The following is an 18,906-nucleotide window of genomic DNA, read 5'->3' as shown; positions in this document are numbered from 1 at the left end:
CAAATGGTCTAACTTCAACAAGAATGGTAATGAGCAACAGATAGCAAATGTCGTGCCAATTAAATATAAGCTAATTTTCAATAGGTTAGCTATTTATCTTAGAAATAGTAGGGATAAAAAAACCGACTGGGACATTTTGTCTCAGCCGGTTCATTGAGCGTTTAGTCAAAATGTACCTATTCTTTGTGTGGTATATTTTGTCCCACCTCTTCAGGGGCTAGTTTTGTCTCTGGAATATCACTTTCATCAGATACTGTGTTTATATCCAGTTCTTTTTGTTCTTCGGGAATTTCAGCACCTTCAGCAAGTTCTACATCAGCCGATTCAATATCACTTTCTTCATGAGGTTCAGTTGATTGTGCGGTTTCTTCTGCTGGTTCTTCTTCCGTTTTCTCTTTCACCCAATCACGAAGTGTTTCAGCCACCCCATCAGAAAGCGACTTGAGGTTACTGTAGTCATCGTCGTAATCATCCAAACCATCGCGAACGTTAAACTCTTCCTTCTGACAAGAACATCTTACGCAGTGCGGCTTTCTTAACGCTCTCTGAAGCCTCAGAAACCAATAGCTGCGCTACGGACATCTCTTCAGGATCAGTAGTTTCACTTGATGCCTGTTGAGATTCAGTCTCTGTAGTAGAAGCCTCAGTAGCCAATGCTTGCGCTTCAGTGCTTAATTCTTCATGAGCTTGTGCGGTTTCTGGTTCAGTAGATTCAACAGAGTCCACTGCCTTAGCGTCTGTAGGCTCGGTAGTGGCTTCTTCTAACTTACGTTTCGACCAACGGCTAAAACTAGTTGCCATTTGCTCTGCCCGCTCCTTTGCGTTTCTTACGTCTTACTTCTAACAATTCACCGTGGCGCCCAATAAAGGCTTCCATCCAAGCTTGAATAGCTAACGGCATATCATTAGATAATACTAGGTTATCGCCATCCATATATTGCGCAGCGACAGTTTGAGACGCCGTAAGCAATTGAATCGTCGGTGTATCACCAGAGTCGACATTATCCATAACCAAAAAAAGCTTTGGTTGTTGCGAGCTCAGGTTAAAGCGGTAATCGGTGCGCTCGTCTTTGTGCAATTGCAGCAAGCACACGTGTTGAGTGTCTTCGGTTGGGTTAATTTCAAATCCCGTCAGTTGCCATTGGGTCGTGACCCAAATACCGGTACTGATCTCATGCTCTACAAGATCCACGCCTATCGACCATGAATCTTCATTTTTCTCGAACTGTTTCTTATCCGACATAACTCACCCAGTTTGTTCTATGTTGGCTTTAAGACAGAAAAGGACATTTTGTACTTTGCTTTCAACCATTTTAGCGGTACAAAGCAATAAACGCGCCAGATTAAGCCTTACCTTCGCTAAGCTCATAAGTTCAAAACTAGTAGAAATTCAAATTAGCACCTGTGTCATTGCTGCGATATCGCAGAATTAATCCAGAATCGAAGCAATGCCTCGCAATTTTCCTTATAACAGCTATTTTGGAATGAGAATTGCTTTGTTGTAGCGTTAAGACGAATAGACCCATTAATGAGAGCGTGTATCGGCTCTCTCATTCATTAGGACATGACTGTGGTAAAACCAAACATTATTAAAACCAGTGAAAATCCCCTACAGACCATCGAAGTAGAAGTGTTTGACGAATACGGTGAGAAGCTAACTAAGCAAATCGCCTGTGAGCGCCCTCTTACGGTGATGTTGAACTGGAAGGAAGTCGTTACGCTAATGACGCTTGGCTCTCGCCCTGAAGCGCTTGTGTTGGGTTATTTGAAGAACCAGAGCTTCTTGTCTGATCCTGAAGCGATTGAATCGGTCATTATTGACTGGGAAACGCACTCAGCTGCAGTTATCACCAAAGAAAATACCGAGCATCTAGAAGGCGCGCTGAAGAAGAAGACGGTGACGTCTGGTTGTGGTCAAGGCACTATGTACGGCAACGTGATGAAGCAGCTTGAAGATTACCAAGTACCACAAGTGCCGCTGAAGCAATCTGAAATCTACGCGGCGCTTGAAGCATTAACGCATTACAACGATACCTACAAAAAAGCGGGCGCTGTGCATGGCTGTGCCGTGTGTAAAGGCAACGAAGTGCTGTCTTTTGTGGAAGATGTTGGTCGTCACAACGCAGTTGATACGCTAGCGGGTGAAATGTGGCTTAATCAAGAAACGGGTGAAGATAAAATTTTCTACACAACGGGGCGCCTTACATCAGAGATGGTGATTAAAGTGGCGCAGATGGGTATCCCTGTTTTACTTTCTCGCTCGGGCGTAACTCAAATGGGTTTGGATCTGGCGAAAAAGTTTGGCATCACTACTATCGCTCGTGCGAAAGGCTTACGTTTCCAAGTCTTCACTGGTGCAGAGAAGATTGATTTTGACGTGAAGGGAAATCAATAACTCATCATTAATTCACCAAATGAGTTAGACTTAAGTAATCATGTGGATTCACAAAGGATGTGAACTATGAACAACGATCAGCTGTGGAATTATCTACTCACCCCAAGCGGCATCATCGTTTCGATGATCATTACCTTCGGGCTCGTTGGGATTTATGCTTATCTAATGAGGCAATTTAAGGATTGAACGCCACAATATAGCGCTAGCAAAGCATTAGCACTAACACAGAATAGACATAAAAAAAGACCTCGCAATGAGGTCTTTTTCTTTATTCGGAAGAAGGATTAGCCTTCGATACCACGAGATTTTAGGAACTCAGAGTAAGTACCTTTAAAGTCTGTGATTTTACCATCGCGGATTTCGATGATGCGTGTTGCTAGCGAGTCTACGAATACACGGTCGTGCGATACGAAGAACAATGTGCCTTTGTACTGCTCTAGTGCCGTGTTCAATGATTCGATCGATTCCATATCCATGTGGTTGGTTGGTTCGTCCATTAGCAGCATGTTTGGTTTGTGCATCATTAGCTTACCAAGCAGCATACGACCTTGTTCACCACCAGACAGTACTTTTACTGACTTCTTAATGTCATCTTGACCAAACAGCATACGACCTAGGAAACTACGAACCACTTGCTCGTCATCGCCTTCTTGACGCCATTGACCCATCCAATCCGTTAGGTTTAGGTCTTCTTCGAAGTCGTGTGCGTGGTCTTGCGCGTAGTAACCGATGTTCGCGTTTTCAGACCATTTGAACTCACCAGTACGTGGTTCTAGTACACCAGCAAGTGTGTTTAGTAAGGTTGTTTTACCCACACCGTTCTCACCGATGATTGCAACGCGCTCACCAACTTCAAAAATCGCATTGAAGTTAGCAAACAGGTCGTCTTCAAAACCTTGGCTTAGGTTTTCAACAATCAGAGCATTACGGAATAGCTCTTTAGACTGCTCAAAACGAATGAATGGGTTTTGACGGCTAGACGCTTTTACTTCGTCCAGTTTGATCTTGTCGATTTGCTTAGCACGAGATGTTGCTTGTTTTGCTTTCGATGCGTTTGCAGAGAAACGTGCAACGAACGTTTGTAGCTCAGCGATTTGTGCTTTCTTCTTCGCGTTGTCGTTTAGTAGACGTTCACGAGCTTGAGAAGCCGCTGTCATGTACTCGTCGTAGTTACCTGGGTAAACACGTAGCTCACCGTAATCCAAGTCAGCCATGTGCGTACATACTGAGTTTAGGAAGTGACGGTCGTGCGAAATGATGATCATTGTGCAGTTACGCGCGTTTAGCGTGTCTTCCAACCAACGGATAGTGTCCATATCCAAGTTGTTGGTTGGTTCGTCAAGAAGCATAACGTCTGGGTCTGCGAATAGAACCTGCGCTAGAAGCACACGAAGTTTCCAACCCGGTGCAACTTCACTCATTAGACCGAAGTGTTGCTCCATTGGAATACCTACAGCAAGAAGAAGCTCACCCGCTTTTGCTTCTGCCATGTAACCGTCCATTTCCGCGAACTGAACTTCTAGGTCAGCCACTTTCATGCCGTCTTCTTCGCTCATTTCAGCAAGTGAGTAGATACGGTCACGCTCTTGCTTCACTTCCCATAGCTCTTTATGACCCATGATTACTGTATCGATTACAGTGAATTCTTCGTATGCGAACTGGTCCTGGTTCAGTTTTGCAACGCGCTCGTTTGGATCGTAGCTTACGTTACCACTTGTTTGTTCAAGCTCACCGCTCAGGATTTTCATAAAGGTTGATTTACCACAACCGTTAGCCCCAATTAAGCCGTAGCGGTTACCTTCGCCGAACTTAACTGAGATGTTTTCAAATAGCGGCTTAGCGCCAAATTGTTGAGTAATATTCGCTGTGGAAATCAAAACCTTTACCTTAGCAATTCAAGTTTATTGGGAAAAACCGCGCAACGTTACTGCTTAAGGCTACACACTTCAAGTTTTGTTTTTATTAATTAATGAGAAAAAGCTCTGTTTAGCGAACTGATTTTTGAGATTTGGCTAACATAAACCTTGCTAAATTTAAGTGTTCTCACTCTAACCGACTCAAAACTGAGACATAAATCCGTCATGACTAACCATTGACATACCCCATGAAATTGGGTTTATAGTGCGTCCCCTTTTATCAATTCCGTACGTTATTCCTTTATTAAGCGTCAGTCTCTATTAAAGAATCGAAACTAAACGTACGGTCATTGGGTAAAACTCGCATATCGCGATAAAGCAACTACACTAACTCTAACCTTCTAAGTTTTAAGAGAATTTTATGCATTTCATGGCGCGCATTTTAATGCTAGTCGGTCTCGTGCTTTCTTTACCCGCTCACGCTGAGTGGGAGTACGAATTCCAACCTGAGCCTCAAGTCTTGCCTGTAGCGCAAGAGATCACTCAGGAGATCAATAAGCTGCCAGAGCCTTTGTTTATGTCTGACCAAGACAAACGTAAGGTCAACCAACTGCTCAATGCAGTAATGAATGAGCAGCGCAAACAGACCCTTATCTTTGATCAACACCTAAAGACATACCGCAATTCTGGTGAAGACAAAGAGTGGTTTGAGACACAATCCAGTTACCTTACGGTTAACAGCCTAGGACAAAGTAAAGAGCGTTTATTAGAGCTTACTGACCCCATCACGCACGATAAACTGACTGGTTTCGGTCCTTATGGTGTCACGCAGTTTAAGCAAGAGTGGCGTCAAACTCAGCTTAACGTCGAGTACTTAGTATTCTTCCAGATTCGTTCTTTCAAATCTCTGATTAAAGAAATTCTGATTTCACCGATTCCGGTTGTTTGGGCTGGCATCAAAGTGTTGTTTATCTATTTCGGTCTGGTCTGGTGGTTAACTAACAGCAAGCGCATCATTACTCTATTCCGCGAAACGCAGCTAGATAACATCACAAAGCCGCCTATCTGGGTTCGTTTGATTTGGTATATCAGTCGTGCGCACAGAGCAATTGCTTGGTTGATTGCTATTACGCTTTCTCTTCGGGTGCTATCAGAAATCCCAAGCTTGCAGCATTTGATCATTCTAGAAATCTTCACTTGGTGGGTTCTAGGTGGTTCTATCGCGATTAGCTTTATTCTCGAGTTTGCTTATCGCAACAGTCGCAGCACTAGCCAAGAAGTAATTGCCCTACGCCTTTCGACCATTCGTCGTTACGTTTGGAGCGCTATTGTTGCTGGCGTAATTCTTCAAATCTCGATTCGTACGCTGGGTAAAGGCACCATCTACTCGTGGATCTACAGCGCGCTGTTCTTCTGGTTTGTATTGGTGACGCTGTCGGTATTGCGCCTATGGCGTAAAAAGGTATTTGAAGTCGCGGAGAAGCTCTCTGATCGTCCTGTGTGGGTAAACTGGTCTATTCGTCGTAAAGACACCTTGTTTCTAAGCATCATTGGTACGGCTATATGTGCCGTGTGGATTACGCTGCATAGCTTCAAACACCGTATTGTCGCAATGCTGTCTAACTACACCATGTTTAGCCAAGCGTTGGCATACTTGTTCCGCATCGAAGTTGCCAAACAAACAGGTAACAAAGGCGGTGATACCAACCTAGTAAGAATCAAAGGCGAGCAAACATTCGAGTATATTCTTCCTGGTAGCGAAGACAGCGAGTTGGTCGAGTATGCCTCAGACGAAGTCAAGCAACTGTCTAAATACCTGCTGACAGATAGTCCTGCGGTATGTGTAATTTCTGGTGAACGTGGCGTTGGTACAACGACCTTCCTTCGTACGATCCTGAACAAAGTGAAGAACGCCAAACCGCTTTATCTAAACTGCCCATATGCAGGCTACAGTGAACTACTAAAAGAACTGGCTCTACAACTTGGGTTGGAAGAAGACGCCTCTGAGATTCAGGTTCTTGCGCATTTACGTAAAAGTGACACGCCTTACCTTATCGCGGTTGATAACGCCCAGCGCTTGGTTAAGCCAATGGTAGGAGGTTTAAACGGTTTGATTAAACTGACTAACCTACTTCGCCGCTCTAAGAAAAACCACCGCGTTGTCATGGCGATTGAGAAAGCAAGTTGGCGTTTCGTAGATCGTGCTCGTGGCGAACGTTTGTTGTTTGACTGGGTGGCGTTTATGCCGCGCTGGAGTGAAAAACAACTGTCTGCGCTGTTTGATACGCGTATTAACCAACAAATTGAGAATCCAGTAACGTTTGATGGTCTTGTCGTCCCTAAGCAATGGGACCAAGAAGACATCACGGAAGAAGAACGTGCTAAACAAGGTTTCTACCGTATTCTGTGGCATTACTCTGATGGTAACCCGACAGTGGGCTTGCGCTTTTTCCGCTTGTCTCTGCGTCAAGACAAAGAGACGCAACAAGTGGTGGTTCGATTGTTCCATGCACCAGAGTCTCAAGAACTAGAAAAAATGCCGAAGCCAATGCTGGCAGTGCTGCGCTCAATTGTTCAGCTTGAAGTGGCATCGCCGGAAGAGTTGTCTGAATGTACTCAACTGAGTATTGCGGAAGTTATCGGTACTCTGCGCTACTTCCAAAGCCGCGGCTTTATTGAGTGGAGCGAAGACAAAGCTCGCGTGTCGGATCATTGGTTCCGTCACATTACCAACGTTCTCGACCGTCAACATTTATTGGTGAAATAACGATGAAAAAACTACTCACCGTATTAGCGTTATCGCTATTAAGCACCTCTGCATTGGCGACTGAAGAGATCGCGAGTGTGGATAATATCTCGCAAATCGCTAGCCTAATTCGTTGGAGCGGCGTGTTCTTCTCCATCATTGTGATTGCCTCAACGTGGCTATTGCTTAAGTTCATGAACTCGATGGTAGAAAGCATTGGTAGCCAGTTCGTGCAATACCGCATGGTGCTACAGAAGCTTCAATCTTTCTTGCAGTTCTTCATCTACTTAACCGCTGGCTCTGTCGTGTTTATGATGAGCTTCCGTATTAACGATCAAATCCTTGCTTTGATCGGTGGTACGTTAGCGGTTTCGGTAGGTTTCGCATTGAAAGACCTAGCCGCATCCTTCATCGCGGGTATGACGGTTATGGTGGATCGCCCGTTCCAAGTTGGTGACCGCGTCACGTTCGAAGGTAACTACGGCGATATCATTGCGATTGGTTTGCGCTCTGTGCGTATGCGCACCCTAACCGATGACATCATTACGATTCCAAACAACAAGTTCTTGAGTGAAGTTGTAGTCAGCGGTAACTATGGTGCACTGGATATGCAGGTGGTGATTCCGTTCTATATAGGCATGAATGAAGACATTACGTTAGCGCGTGACTTGATTCAGGAAGCGGCGTCTTCAAGTCGTTATATTCACCTACCTAAGCCGGTAACGGTTCTTGTCAAGCAGACCATTACGGATAACTACTTGGCGATTCAGCTAACGTGTAAGGCTTATGTGGTGGATACCGCCTACGAGAAGCTGTTTGAAACCGACATTACTCTACGTGTGATGAAAGAGTTCAAGAAGCACGGTATCAATCCACCGAAGATTGCAGTGCATACGGGTTAATTCTGCGTATTCCTCTCGCGTTTAGAGAAGGACAGATACAAAAAGGGTCAGTGATTACACTGACCCTTTTTCTTTGCGCGTTGGCGAATTGGAATCGCCGGTTAAGCGATATTCGTTACCTCAAGCAGTAGCTCGGCTTTCTTTGGCAGGTAGATACTGAACGTACTGCCTTTGCCCCATTCCGATTCAGCTTTTAGCTCGCCGCCTGTTTGACTAAGAATACTTTGCGAAACAGAAAGCCCTAGCCCAGTACCGTCGCGTTTAGTGGTATAGAATGGCGAGAAGATACGACTCAAGTTTTCTGGCTTGATACCGCAACCTTCGTCAGTGACATGAATCGCGGCACCTTTCAGTTCGCCGTCTTCAATCCAATCTTCACTCACGACGGTTAGCTTGCCTTTGCCGTCCATCGCGTGAATGCCATTCATCTGCAAGTTCACCAGAATCTGCAGCAAGTGGTGGCGGTTGATCTCAACCGAAGTATGAGCCTGTAAATCGGTGACAAACTCAATATCACGCTTCTTAGTACCGGTTTTAACCAGCGTGATGCTCTCATCGATGATTGGATTCACGTGTTGCCACGTAATTTCGTCTTGTACACCACCCTGACGGCTGTATTGCAGCAAGCTGCGCGTGATATTGCGAATACGGTCAATTTGAGCGTGAATCGCATCAATCTCTTCCTGAACGCGGCTTGCCTCTTCACCTAGCTCAAACTGAATCAATTCAACGTTACCCAGAATCACTGCGGTTGGGTTGTTAATCTCGTGGGCGATCCCAGCAGTCAACTCACCCAGTGCAGCAAGCTTTTCGTTGACGACGAGCTTGTCACGGGTTTGGTTAAGCAGTTGAATATGAAGTTCAAGCTCTTCAGTTTTGTCTTTCAAACTCGCCGTACGTTGTTGAACTTTACCTTCCAGCTCCATGGCAGAGTTCTTCAGCTCGACTTTACGATCTTCCAAAGCGTCAAGCATGTTATCGAACTGACGCGCTAACTGAGCCAGCTCATGGTGTTCATCCAACCCTAATGGACCAATGCGCTTTTCTTTGCCCAACTGGACAAGCTTCACGACCTTGTAGATGCGCTCGATCGGACGGAATAGATCACGTGAGCCACGATACACCATCACGCCAGAAACCAAGAGCAACATTAAGGTAATCAAGCTGATCTCAACGATATTTGTCATATACGCTTTGACGAATGGCCACATCAAGTAACCGGTGTAGAGCATACCAATGACATTGTCGTACTGGTCTTTGATTGGTTGATAAGCAGTGATGTACCAAGCATCGTAAACAAACGCGCGATCGACCCATTGCTCACCTTCCGCCAATACCTTGTTGTATACCTCTGAACTCACCCGCGTACCGATAGCGCGCCCCAGTCGTTGGTCACTGTCTAAGGGAACGTTAGTACTAACACGAAGATCATCCAAAAATACCGTCAGAGTCCCCACGGGACGGAGGGTGTCGTTATCACTCAAATAGATAAGATCACGAATTTGATCGACCAATACCGTGCTGTTGTTAAGCAGCAAACCGCCATCTAAGAAGCCAATTAAGTCGTTCTGTTGGCTGTAAACTGGGATCACAGTTCGGCTCACCAAGCCACGCGCTTCCACTCCACCATTCTTTAGAATCGGTACTTCAGCACGTTTGGCGAGTTCAGGGTCTAGCTTTTCCAACTCTTTTCTGTCGAGAACATCGAAGAAAGATTCGCGCTTAGTTAAATCCATAAAGCGGAATTTGTTTTCCATCGAATTAACACGTTGGAAGGACAAAAAGTCCAAACCGTAGCGTTTTTTCTGTGCAGTCACCCACTTTTGCAACTCTGCTTGTGGGACATTTTGATTCACTCGGGTACGGAAGTCATAAGAATCCGCGAACGATTTCACGTAGTTCGCCTGCTTTTGTTGCAGCAGCGTAATGCTGTTATTCGCGACACCCAAACGCTCCGAAACGTCTAACAATGCGTTTTGCCACGTATAGTGAATCGACCAATAGATCGTAATGCCAATAAGGGCTATCAGCGTTAGAAAGATTGGCGCAGATGTCAAAATCAACAGTCGATAACGCACCATGGTTTTGAATCGGTACGTCCATTTAGACAATCCTTTGTGTTGCTGCCAACTACTACTCGGCATAATCCTCGTCCTCAGAATCCCACTCTTTGTATTTACGCTCTAGCGTTTTTCGTGCCACTCCTAAATCTCGAGCTGCTGCCGACTTGTTGCCTTCGTGCAAATTAACCAATTGTTGGATATGCGCTTTTTCCACTTCTTTTAGTGTCCAAGTGTTTGGATAGCCTTCACCAGAGAACTCTTTGCCTTCTTTGAAGGTTGGCAATTCTTCACTGTGTGACACGGTAATGGAGACATTAGGTAAAGCATGACCGCCATTGAGTTCACGCCAGTGATGCGCAGGTGGTTTACCTAACAAAATACAACGCTCGATGAGGTTTTTAAGTTCACGAATGTTACCTGGCCATTCGTATTCGCTCATCGCTTCCATATCTTCATGCGCCCACTTCGGTGCTTGCATACCCAGCTCACTGGTCAGCATATTGCTGAAATATGGAACCAGTTCAAACAAGTCTGTTTTACGCTCACGTAGAGGGGCAACTTCAATCTTCAGCACGTTCAAACGGTAGTAAAGGTCGCTACGGAAGTTACCTTTGTTGACCTCTTCTTGCAGGTTGCGGTTGGTCGCCGCGACAATACGAACATCAATGCTGATTTCACGCTCAGAACCAACCGGGCGAATGGTGCGCTGCTCTAACACGCGTAGCAGTGACGCTTGCATGGACAAAGGCATCTCACCGATTTCATCAAGGAATAATGTGCCGCCATTGGCTACGCGGAAAAGACCCTCGCGAGATTTCTTAGCGCCAGTAAAAGCCCCTGAGGTATGACCGAATAACTCACTCTCTAAAAGCTCTGGTGCAATCGCGCCACAGTTAAGTGGGACGAATGGACCTGTTCGACCGCTTGCTTGGTGAATGCCTCTCGCTACCAACTCTTTACCGGTGCCCGACTCACCTTCCACTAGGACAGATGCGCGAGACGGCGCAAATTGAGTGATCAGTTGTTTGAGCTGGCGAGTTTTTTCCGAACCGCCAATAATCTCTGAGGTGTTGTGACGCTGATAGTCACGCTTCATCGCGTATTGCATGCGTTCGTTCAAACGGCGATCCATACAACGACTGACCGCTTTCAGCATCTGTTCTAGGTTAAACGGCTTGAGGATAAAGTCCGATGCACCAAGCTGTAGGGCTCGAATCGCAATTTCCAAATCCGCGTAGCCTGTCATAAAGATGACATCCGCGCGTTTGTCGTCATCTTCAAACGCCTCTTCCCATTCAATCCCTGAACGCCCCGGTAAGTTGATATCTAACAGAATCAAATCGTAGTGGCGTGAGTTACGTAGCTCTTCCGCTTCTTCAATGCTGCCCGCTGTATCGACTTGAGAAAACAGCTTGCCCAGAGCCTTTTTAAGGATGGCTTGCATACCGAGTTCGTCATCAACGACCAGTACTGAAAAAGCGTTGTATTGTTGGTTTGTACTAATATGGGATTGAGTAGACATATTTACCCCAGTTGGATTTGAATGGGACAGAGTGTACCAAGTTTAAACAGAGATACCCTACAAAAAGTGCGACATTTTGTACCAACGCAAATTTTTATGCAAATAAGTCCATGAATTAGCGCATAAATCAAACATTTTGAGCTTGTAAAATGTTGGCATCTTGTTTGCTATATGGAGTGTCCAAGTGGTCTCAGGATGCGGGAGAGATCAACGCGTAATCATCGCTTCTCGCTCCCTCACCCTAAGGTGACTTGTGATATGAGCGCGCTATGACGCTCTGGCGACTTCTTTAGTAACCCAAGACTTTAGAAGCCAAAGAATCATTGGAAAGGAAACAACTAAAATGAAAAAAATTGCGCTGACTCTAGCTGCAACGTCAATCACTCTTGTAAGCTACTCTGCTTTTTCAGCTCAAGATGGCGAACACATTCGCCTGGCAACAACAACAAGTACTTACCACTCTGGCTTACTGGACTACCTACTTCCTCAATTTGAAAAAGACACTGGCTACAAAGTGGATATCATCGCGGCGGGCACTGGTAAAGCGCTGAAGATGGGTGAAAACGGCGACGTTGATTTGGTAATGACACACGCTCCTAAAGCAGAAGGTGTGTTTGTTGAGAATGGCTACGGCGTCCTTCCACGTAAACTGATGTACAACGACTTCGTTATCGTTGGTCCTAAGTCTGACCCAGCACAAGTGAAAGATGATGCATCCGTACTCGACGTATTCAAAGAGATCGCAAACAAAGATGCAACTTTCATCTCTCGTGGCGATGATTCCGGTACACACAAAAAAGAATTGGGCATTTGGGCGCAAACTAAGATGGAACCAAACTTTGGTGGCTACCGCAGCGTAGGCCAAGGTATGGGTCCTACTCTGAATATGGCTTCAGAGATGCAAGGCTACACCATGACTGACCGTGGTACATGGTTGGCTTACCAAAACAAATTGGATCTTGCGATTCTATTCCAAGGCGACGAAAAACTGTTTAACCCATACCAAGTGATTTTGGTTAACCCAGAGCGTTACCCAACCATCAACTACCAAGGTGCGAAGGCGTTCAGTGACTGGTTAGTGAATCCGCACGGTCAAGAGCTGATCAACAGCTTCCGTCTGAATGGTAAACAATTGTTCGTTGCGAATGCTGAGACCAAATAACGCAATATGAATCTTGCTGATACAACACTAGAAGCCTTGCGCTTACTGGTGAATTTTGATGCAGACCTATGGGAGATCGTTGCGGTCTCCTTTAGTGTTTCTATTACGGCAATATCTTTGGTGGTATTGCCGTCTATTTTGATGTCCTTTGTCCTCGCCTACACCGACTTTCGTGGTAAATGGTTCTTGCTGTCCATTGTGAACACCTTACAGGCGGTGCCAACGGTCGTAATCGGTTTGCTGCTCTACATGCTGCTATCGAGAGCGGGACCTTTAGGTGATTGGCAAATGCTGTTTACGCAAAAAGCCATGATCTTAGGACAAATGATCGTCTGTTTTCCGGTTCTGGTTTCTATGATGCACGGTGCGCTTCAATCGAGTGACCGTCGCGCGGTTGAAACGGCGATTACGTTAGGAGCGTCAATACCTCGTATCGCTGCTACTATGATCTGGGAGACACGTTTTCCTTTATTGGCGGCTATCATTGCGGGATTCTCACGAATCGTCACAGAGGTAGGTTGTTCAATGATGGTTGGTGGCAACATTATGGGCGTAACCCGTAATATTCCGACTGCCATTGCTATGGAAAGTAGTAAAGGTGCTTTTGCGCAAGGAGTTGCATTAGGAATTGTATTACTATCGTTAGCGTTAGCACTCAACTTCCTCTTATCGAGCATGAGAGGCAAAGGCTATCTAAGAACATGAAGCAAGCAATCGACTCGCCATCGACCCAATGTAAGGGTGAATTATGACTATAAAAATTACCGCCGAGCAATTGTCCATGCGCTTTAAAGAGCGTGTGCTTTTCCACATCCCTGAATTAGCCATTGGTCCAAACGACGCGATTTACCTAAAAGGTGACAATGGCGTTGGTAAAACCACCTTACTTAAGATCCTTGCGGGTTTGCTCAAGCCTTCAACGGGTAAAGTGGTGGCACCGAAAGATACTTGGTTGAAGAAGTGGACGCGTCGCAATGGTCGTGTTGACGTGATTTATCTCCATCAGTCTCCTTACCTTTTTGACGGCACTGTGTACGAAAACGTCGTTTATGGAGTTAAATATCAACAAGACACGGCAAAAGATAAGCGAGCTCAAGTTATTAGTGCGCTGCGCATGGTAGGGTTAGAAACCTTAGCCGACGAACACATCTCTGTATTGTCCGGCGGTGAAAAGCAACGCGTAGCAATGGCACGGGCTTGGATTTTAAAACCATCGATTTTGTTGATGGACGAACCAAGTGCCTCTCTCGACCAAGAGTCGATTGAACGTCTGGTTATCATGGCAAAAGATCTGCTTGATCGTGGCTCTAGTATTGTTGTGACTAGCCACCAAGCGAACGCGTTGACGGATTTATGTAAAAAACAGTGGTGGATTAAAGACAAGACTTTGATAGAGTCTCCACTCTTGTATGTCATACCAAAAGAAACATCCCAAGAGAACGCATATGCTTCAGCCAACACAAACTAGTTGGGTCATTTTGGCTGGTGGTCAAGCCAGCCGTATGGGTGGAAAAGACAAAGGTCTGATCGAACTGAATCAGAAGCCACTCATCGAACACGTTATCGAACGTTTATCTCCGCAAACACCACGCATTCTAATCAATGCGAACCGAAACCAAGACGCCTACCGTGCGTTTGGTTTCGTCTTCAGCGATCAATTTAAAGATTTCCCAGGTCCGATGGGCGGTATCCACGCGGGCTTGGTTCATGCAGAAACCGATTGGGTTGGCTTCGTCCCTTGCGACAGCCCACAAATCAACACTGATCTTGTTGAACGTTTTTGCAATGCAGTAAAAGAAGACACCGATATTTTGGTTGCTCATGATGGCGACCACCAACAGCCCGTCTTCACGCTTTACCACAAGCGCGTACTGCCAAAGCTGACCGCGTTTTTAGAACGTGGCGATCGTAAAATCATCCTACTCTATAAAGAGTGCAACACCAGTTACGTTGACTTTAGCGACTCACCAAACTGTTTCGTCAACTTAAATACGCCTGAAGAATTGGCGCAATTTGGACAACTCGAATCATGAAACACACGCTAAACATCCCTATTCTTGGTTTTGCTGCCTACTCTGGTACGGGCAAAACTACGCTTCTTGAAGCATTGCTACCAAAGTTGACCGACGCAGGTTTACGCATCGGTATGCTAAAGCACGCCCACCATAACTTCGATGTCGACCAACCGGGCAAAGACAGCCACCGCCTACGTAAAGCAGGCGCATCGCAAATGCTGATCTCTTCTCGTAACCGCTTCGCGCTGATGACAGAGACACCAGAGTCAGAATCTGAGTTTGATTACCTACTGACGCGATTTGATGAAGACAAGCTAGACGTGGTTCTAGTGGAAGGCTGCAAAAACATTGCCTTTCCTAAGATCGAATTACACCGTGAAGAAGTCGGCAAGCCTTGGCTTTATCTAAACGATGAAAACATCATCGCGATTGCTTCAGACAGCGGCGAATTGGGATCTGAACTGCCACAAATGAACATCAACGATCTTGAAGCAATTGCCCAGTTCGTTATTCAGTATGTTCAAGAGGCGAAAGCACCAAAGAGTAAAGAGAAAGAAGGTGCTTGCTGTGATACCCTTTCTCCGGCTTTCCTTTCTGTCGTTCAAGGACAAGAAAAGATCCTATCTTTGGTGAACACAGTTGCTGAAACCGAAGCGTGCAAGATTGAAAATGCATACGGTCGCGTGCTAGCAGACCACGTGGTGTCACCAGTTAACGTGCCGCAATACACCAACTCAGCGATGGATGGTTACGCTATTCGCGGTGATGACATCGAGCGTGAAAGCTACCAAGTGGTTGCTGAAGTGATGGCGGGTCATGCTTACGATCAGCCTTTAGAAGTTGGTCAAGCGGTTAAGATCATGACGGGCGCCCCAACACCTATCAATGGTGATACCGTTGTTATGCGTGAACAAGCTTCCCAAGATGGCGATACAGTCACGTTCAATGGCGCGAACATCAAAACTGGTCAAAACGTTCGCCAAGCGGGTGAAGACTTAGCAATTGGTAGCGATGTGTTTACCGCAGGCACTCGCCTAGCCTCTCCTGAGATGGGCATGATTGCTTCTCTTGGTTTTGGCGAAGCGAACGTGTTCCGCAAGTTGAAAGTTGCTGTGTTCTCTACCGGTGACGAAGTTCAAGCGCCAGGCACAGAACAGAAAGCGAATTCAATCTACGATTCAAACCGTTTCACCATCATGGGTATGTTAGAGAAGCTAGGTTGCGAGATTTTGGATTTCGGTATCCTAGAAGACAACGAGCAGTTGATGATTGAAGCGCTCGAAAATGCTTCTGCGCAAGCCGACGTAGTCATGACTTCTGGCGGCGTATCTGTTGGCGATGCGGATTACATTAAGCTGGCATTGGATAAGCTCGGTCAAATTGATTTCTGGCGTATCAACATGCGCCCTGGTCGTCCGCTTGCGTTTGGTCAAATCAACGATAAGCCTTTCTTTGGTTTGCCGGGTAACCCTGTTGCCGTGATGGTTTCATTCATCAACTTTGTTGAGCCTGCGCTGCGTAAGATGCAAGGTGAACAAGGCTGGAAGCCACTCAAAGTCAGTGCCATTGCCACAGAAAACCTCCGTTCTCGCCAAGGTCGTACCGAGTTTAGTCGCGGTATCTACGAACTCGACGAAACAGGTCGTCTAACGGTCCGCACAACGGGTAAACAAGGCTCTGGTATCTTGCGCTCAATGAGCGAGGCAAACTGCCTGATCGAAATCTCCCCTGCTGTTGATACAGTAAAAACGGGAGAAAGCGTGACAATTATCCCACTTCAAGGCAGAATCTAGCCCAACTAAAAATGAGAAGGTCAGCACGTCTGACCTTTTTATTGATGACAGAAAAACTTTTCAGAGAGACAGCTATGGCTCGCACCATTCTTTACACTTACAAAGACCAAGACAAAGAACTGACGTTCTCATACCAGCAACACCGCAATATTCAAGAAGCGGTTGCAGAAGCAGAAGGTATCGATATCACTGAGTTCCTAAAGATGGAGCAACAAATCGAAGCAGTATCTGATACTAAAGCGGTGCGCAACTACCGTGATAACTACTTCAGAAAATTAGGCTTTAGCAAAATCACCCTAGCTCAAAAAGAAAACTTGGGTGTAGGCAAAAAGAACAAATAAGCCAAGCTACACAGATCAAAACAAAAACTCGCGATTCGTCGCGAGTTTTTTTATACCTATTCTTTTTGTTCGTACTCTATAAGTAAAAAGCCCCGTTTCACCTTAAAGGAAAACGAGGCTTTCAATATAGGTCTTATGTATTTTCGCTTACCGAAAACTCAGACGATTATTTGATGTTTAGGAACGCAGCACCACGTACGCCGCCTGAATCACCGTGTTTTGCTTTGATGATCTTTGGACATTTCGCGACAGAAAGCAGGTACTTAGGAATACGTTTTGGCATCTCTTCGTAAATCAGTTCGAAGTTAGATAGACCACCGCCTAGTACAACAACGTGTGGGTCAGTCGCAGTAAACAGGTTCGCAAAGCAGATTGCGAGAAGCTCCATAAAGCGCTCAACGTGCTCAACCGCTTTTGCTTCACCTTCTGCGTTTGCTTTGATAATGTCGATTGCTTTCTTCTCTTCGCCGTAGTAATGCGCATAAAGAAGCTCGAAACCACGACCAGACAGGTAGCTATCTAGACAACCTTTCTTTTCGCAACCACAACCTAGTAAAGGCGCGTTTTCGCCTAGGTGGAACCAAGCGTCAATAGGAAGACGTGTATGACCCACCTCACCCGCTACGTGGTTACGACCAGAGAACACTTTACCTTCGTAGATAAAGCCGCCGCCAAAACCCGTACCAAGGATCAAACCTAGTACAGATGGTTCGTCTTGAAGGTCTTCATCCCATGCTTCAGAAAGCGCGAAACAGTTTGCATCGTTTTCGATTTTTACGCTGCGACCGATTTTAGCTTCCAGATCCGCACGAAGTGGTTTGCCTTTTGCGGCAGGTACGTTAACCGTTAGTACGGTTGCGTCATCCGCATCTTCCATGCCAGGAAGACCAAGACCAATCGTACCTTCACAACCAAATTCCGCATCGTATTTGTTAACCAGACCTGCGATAGTTTCTACCAGCAAATCGTAGTTGTCTGTTGGTGTTGGTACACGTTCAGTTGCTACACGCTCAAGTTTTTCGTTAAACGCACCAAACTCGATTTTAGTGCCACCGACATCAAAGCCGTAATACATGCAATTCTCTCCTAAAATGCTCAAACGACTCCCAAAATATGCTGGAGTCAAAAAGATAAACTTTAGGCATTATCCATATCTGTACGCCTGCAAACCGTGACGGAATGCAGATTTATCCCCTCGTTGAAGCCAGTTGAACAACAAGCCATCAACAAAAGTTCATTCCTTAGAGTTAGCTCTCGATTTTAGCCCACTCTTTGAAACGTTTCAGATGCGGGCGAGACCAGTTGGTTTTTACTCGAGTTTTCGTCAGCATGTAGGTTTCACGGAAGGCTTCAAACCACAATTGCAGACACTCCGAAGCTTGCTCTTCACCTGCCTGTTTGAATACTAACGTCGCCACTTCTGCCGTTGATAAGTGTTGCTCGTTATCTGAGCGACGCATAATGTATTCAGACAGTGATTCCGGCTCAATAGAAAGCACAGGCAAAGATTTAAGAAACTCTGAACGGCGGAAGATCTTACGTGCCTCACGCCAACTACCATCAATGAAGATCATTAGCCACTTTTTATCCGAGCCATCGGATGTCTTCAAACGCTCTGGATTTAAACCGTCCAACAAACGTTCAGGCTCATCCACGTAATCTGCTGGGAAGACAACCACAGGTTGATAAGCATCGTTCTCTAGCAATGCCAACATCTCTTCAGAAGGCTCAGTACGATTCCATTGATACACGTAAGTCTCTTGAATCGTATCAGCAATAAGACGCCCAGTATTACTTGGCTTAAATACTTCGTTTTCCGATACGATCAGCATGCAGGCAATATTGGATTCAATGTTCGGCTGAATCTCGCACAAACAATATTGTTCAGAAACCTGACAATAAGGACAGCGAACCACTTTACAACCGCGAGCGTTAAACGGCTTCGTTGAGATAGATTGACGGTGCTGGTATAAACGATGGAAAGCGTGGATTCTCATGGATAGAAAGTGCCAGTTGTTAGGGTCTTCATAAAGTAGAGCGCGATTCTACTTGCATAGAGGGTTAGTCTCAAGAAATGCTGATAAACGGACGGACATTCACATTCCTTTCTT

At 45.7% G+C, this 18,906-nt stretch carries 15 protein-coding genes and 1 pseudogene; 9 read left to right on the top strand and 7 right to left on the bottom strand.

All coding sequences use genetic code 11. From position 1 onward, the window contains the following. Positions 1-176: 176 nt before the first annotated feature. Positions 177-801 (bottom strand): annotated as a pseudogene (locus J4N44_RS07785) (DUF3306 domain-containing protein). Continuing rightward, complete coding sequence (locus J4N44_RS07780) at positions 791-1,243, bottom strand: DUF3305 domain-containing protein (RefSeq protein WP_009697781.1); 453 nt, start codon at positions 1,241-1,243, stop codon at positions 791-793. Before J4N44_RS07780 ends, J4N44_RS07785 begins: the two are co-directional and overlap by 11 nt. Positions 1,244-1,570: 327 nt before the next feature. Between J4N44_RS07780 and J4N44_RS07775 the strand changes: the two genes are divergently transcribed. Then, positions 1,571-2,395 carry a formate dehydrogenase accessory sulfurtransferase FdhD gene (locus J4N44_RS07775; RefSeq protein ID WP_005427802.1) on the top strand — a complete coding sequence of 275 codons (825 nt, stop codon included), beginning with the start codon at positions 1,571-1,573 and terminating at the stop codon, positions 2,393-2,395. A 284-nt stretch (positions 2,396-2,679) separates the two neighbouring features. On the opposite strand, the gene J4N44_RS07770 is transcribed toward J4N44_RS07775, so the two are convergent. Continuing rightward, positions 2,680-4,272: an ABC-F family ATPase gene (locus J4N44_RS07770; RefSeq protein ID WP_005427581.1), complete on the bottom strand. Its 1,593-nt coding sequence runs from the start codon at positions 4,270-4,272 to the stop codon at positions 2,680-2,682. A 400-nt stretch (positions 4,273-4,672) separates the two neighbouring features. Between J4N44_RS07770 and J4N44_RS07765 the strand changes: the two genes are divergently transcribed. Both J4N44_RS07765 and J4N44_RS07760 read left to right on the top strand, forming a co-directional pair. Continuing rightward, on the top strand, positions 4,673-7,018 hold the full coding sequence (locus J4N44_RS07765; RefSeq protein ID WP_252045055.1) for an ATP-binding protein: 2,346 nt from the start codon (positions 4,673-4,675) through the stop codon (positions 7,016-7,018). A gap of 2 nt (positions 7,019-7,020) precedes the next feature. Continuing rightward, complete coding sequence (locus J4N44_RS07760) at positions 7,021-7,899, top strand: mechanosensitive ion channel family protein (protein WP_252045054.1); 879 nt, start codon at positions 7,021-7,023, stop codon at positions 7,897-7,899. 101 nt (positions 7,900-8,000) lie between these two features. On the opposite strand, the gene J4N44_RS07755 is transcribed toward J4N44_RS07760, so the two are convergent. Both J4N44_RS07755 and J4N44_RS07750 read right to left on the bottom strand, forming a co-directional pair. Continuing rightward, positions 8,001-10,043 carry a sensor histidine kinase gene (locus tag J4N44_RS07755; protein ID WP_017190154.1) on the bottom strand — a complete coding sequence of 681 codons (2,043 nt, stop codon included), beginning with the start codon at positions 10,041-10,043 and terminating at the stop codon, positions 8,001-8,003. Next, positions 10,033-11,484 carry a sigma-54-dependent transcriptional regulator gene (locus J4N44_RS07750; RefSeq protein WP_005445819.1) on the bottom strand — a complete coding sequence of 484 codons (1,452 nt, stop codon included), beginning with the start codon at positions 11,482-11,484 and terminating at the stop codon, positions 10,033-10,035. The genes J4N44_RS07755 and J4N44_RS07750 overlap by 11 nt, the downstream gene beginning before the upstream one ends. A 343-nt stretch (positions 11,485-11,827) precedes the next feature. Between J4N44_RS07750 and J4N44_RS07745 the strand changes: the two genes are divergently transcribed. The 6 genes from J4N44_RS07745 to J4N44_RS07720 all read left to right on the top strand — a co-directional run bounded on the left by J4N44_RS07745 (position 11,828) and on the right by J4N44_RS07720 (position 16,795). Further along, complete coding sequence (locus J4N44_RS07745; protein ID WP_005445821.1) at positions 11,828-12,646, top strand: ABC transporter substrate-binding protein; 819 nt, start codon at positions 11,828-11,830, stop codon at positions 12,644-12,646. Between the two features lie 6 nt (positions 12,647-12,652). Then, on the top strand, positions 12,653-13,351 hold the full coding sequence (locus J4N44_RS07740; RefSeq protein ID WP_005445822.1) for an ABC transporter permease: 699 nt from the start codon (positions 12,653-12,655) through the stop codon (positions 13,349-13,351). A gap of 43 nt (positions 13,352-13,394) precedes the next feature. Beyond that, positions 13,395-14,114 carry an energy-coupling factor ABC transporter ATP-binding protein gene (locus J4N44_RS07735; protein WP_005445824.1) on the top strand — a complete coding sequence of 240 codons (720 nt, stop codon included), beginning with the start codon at positions 13,395-13,397 and terminating at the stop codon, positions 14,112-14,114. Then, complete coding sequence (gene mobA, locus J4N44_RS07730; RefSeq protein ID WP_005441549.1) at positions 14,092-14,679, top strand: molybdenum cofactor guanylyltransferase MobA; 588 nt, start codon at positions 14,092-14,094, stop codon at positions 14,677-14,679. The genes J4N44_RS07735 and mobA overlap by 23 nt, the downstream gene beginning before the upstream one ends. Further along, on the top strand, positions 14,676-16,454 hold the full coding sequence (locus tag J4N44_RS07725) for a bifunctional molybdopterin-guanine dinucleotide biosynthesis adaptor protein MobB/molybdopterin molybdotransferase MoeA (protein ID WP_252045053.1): 1,779 nt from the start codon (positions 14,676-14,678) through the stop codon (positions 16,452-16,454). Before mobA ends, J4N44_RS07725 begins: the two co-directional genes overlap by 4 nt. Before the next feature lie 74 nt (positions 16,455-16,528). Further along, entirely contained in the window at positions 16,529-16,795 is a 267-nt protein-coding gene (locus tag J4N44_RS07720) for a DUF2960 domain-containing protein (protein ID WP_005377584.1), read from the top strand. A 166-nt stretch (positions 16,796-16,961) separates the two neighbouring features. Here J4N44_RS07720 and nagK read toward each other — a convergent pair whose 3' ends face one another. Then, a complete protein-coding gene (gene nagK, locus J4N44_RS07715) occupies positions 16,962-17,870 on the bottom strand; it encodes an N-acetylglucosamine kinase (protein WP_009697775.1) in 909 nt (302 codons plus the stop codon). Between the two features lie 172 nt (positions 17,871-18,042). Next, positions 18,043-18,792, bottom strand: coding sequence for a tRNA-uridine aminocarboxypropyltransferase (locus tag J4N44_RS07710; protein WP_252045052.1), 750 nt, complete (start codon positions 18,790-18,792; stop codon positions 18,043-18,045). Positions 18,793-18,906 lie beyond the last annotated feature (114 nt).

This window comes from Vibrio sp. SCSIO 43155 (assembly GCF_023716605.1).
GTDB lineage: Bacteria > Pseudomonadota > Gammaproteobacteria > Enterobacterales > Vibrionaceae > Vibrio > Vibrio harveyi.
This window is presented reverse-complemented; position numbering and strand designations above follow the sequence as displayed.

Bases quoted from the DNA above. Each gene is read 5' to 3' on its own strand.
- mobA (WP_005441549.1), top strand. From the start codon at position 14,092: ATGCTTCAGCCAACACAAACTAGTTGGGTCATTTTGGCTGGTGGTCAA.
- J4N44_RS07720 (WP_005377584.1), top strand. From the start codon at position 16,529: ATGGCTCGCACCATTCTTTACACTTACAAAGACCAAGACAAAGAACTG.
- J4N44_RS07755 (WP_017190154.1), bottom strand. From the start codon at position 10,043: ATGCCGAGTAGTAGTTGGCAGCAACACAAAGGATTGTCTAAATGGACG.
- J4N44_RS07765 (WP_252045055.1), top strand. From the start codon at position 4,673: ATGCATTTCATGGCGCGCATTTTAATGCTAGTCGGTCTCGTGCTTTCT.
- J4N44_RS07710 (WP_252045052.1), bottom strand. From the start codon at position 18,792: ATGAGAATCCACGCTTTCCATCGTTTATACCAGCACCGTCAATCTATC.
- J4N44_RS07745 (WP_005445821.1), top strand. From the start codon at position 11,828: ATGAAAAAAATTGCGCTGACTCTAGCTGCAACGTCAATCACTCTTGTA.
- J4N44_RS07760 (WP_252045054.1), top strand. From the start codon at position 7,021: ATGAAAAAACTACTCACCGTATTAGCGTTATCGCTATTAAGCACCTCT.
- nagK (WP_009697775.1), bottom strand. From the start codon at position 17,870: ATGTATTACGGCTTTGATGTCGGTGGCACTAAAATCGAGTTTGGTGCG.
- J4N44_RS07780 (WP_009697781.1), bottom strand. From the start codon at position 1,243: ATGTCGGATAAGAAACAGTTCGAGAAAAATGAAGATTCATGGTCGATA.
- J4N44_RS07750 (WP_005445819.1), bottom strand. From the start codon at position 11,484: ATGTCTACTCAATCCCATATTAGTACAAACCAACAATACAACGCTTTT.
- J4N44_RS07725 (WP_252045053.1), top strand. From the start codon at position 14,676: ATGAAACACACGCTAAACATCCCTATTCTTGGTTTTGCTGCCTACTCT.
- J4N44_RS07735 (WP_005445824.1), top strand. From the start codon at position 13,395: ATGACTATAAAAATTACCGCCGAGCAATTGTCCATGCGCTTTAAAGAG.
- J4N44_RS07740 (WP_005445822.1), top strand. From the start codon at position 12,653: ATGAATCTTGCTGATACAACACTAGAAGCCTTGCGCTTACTGGTGAAT.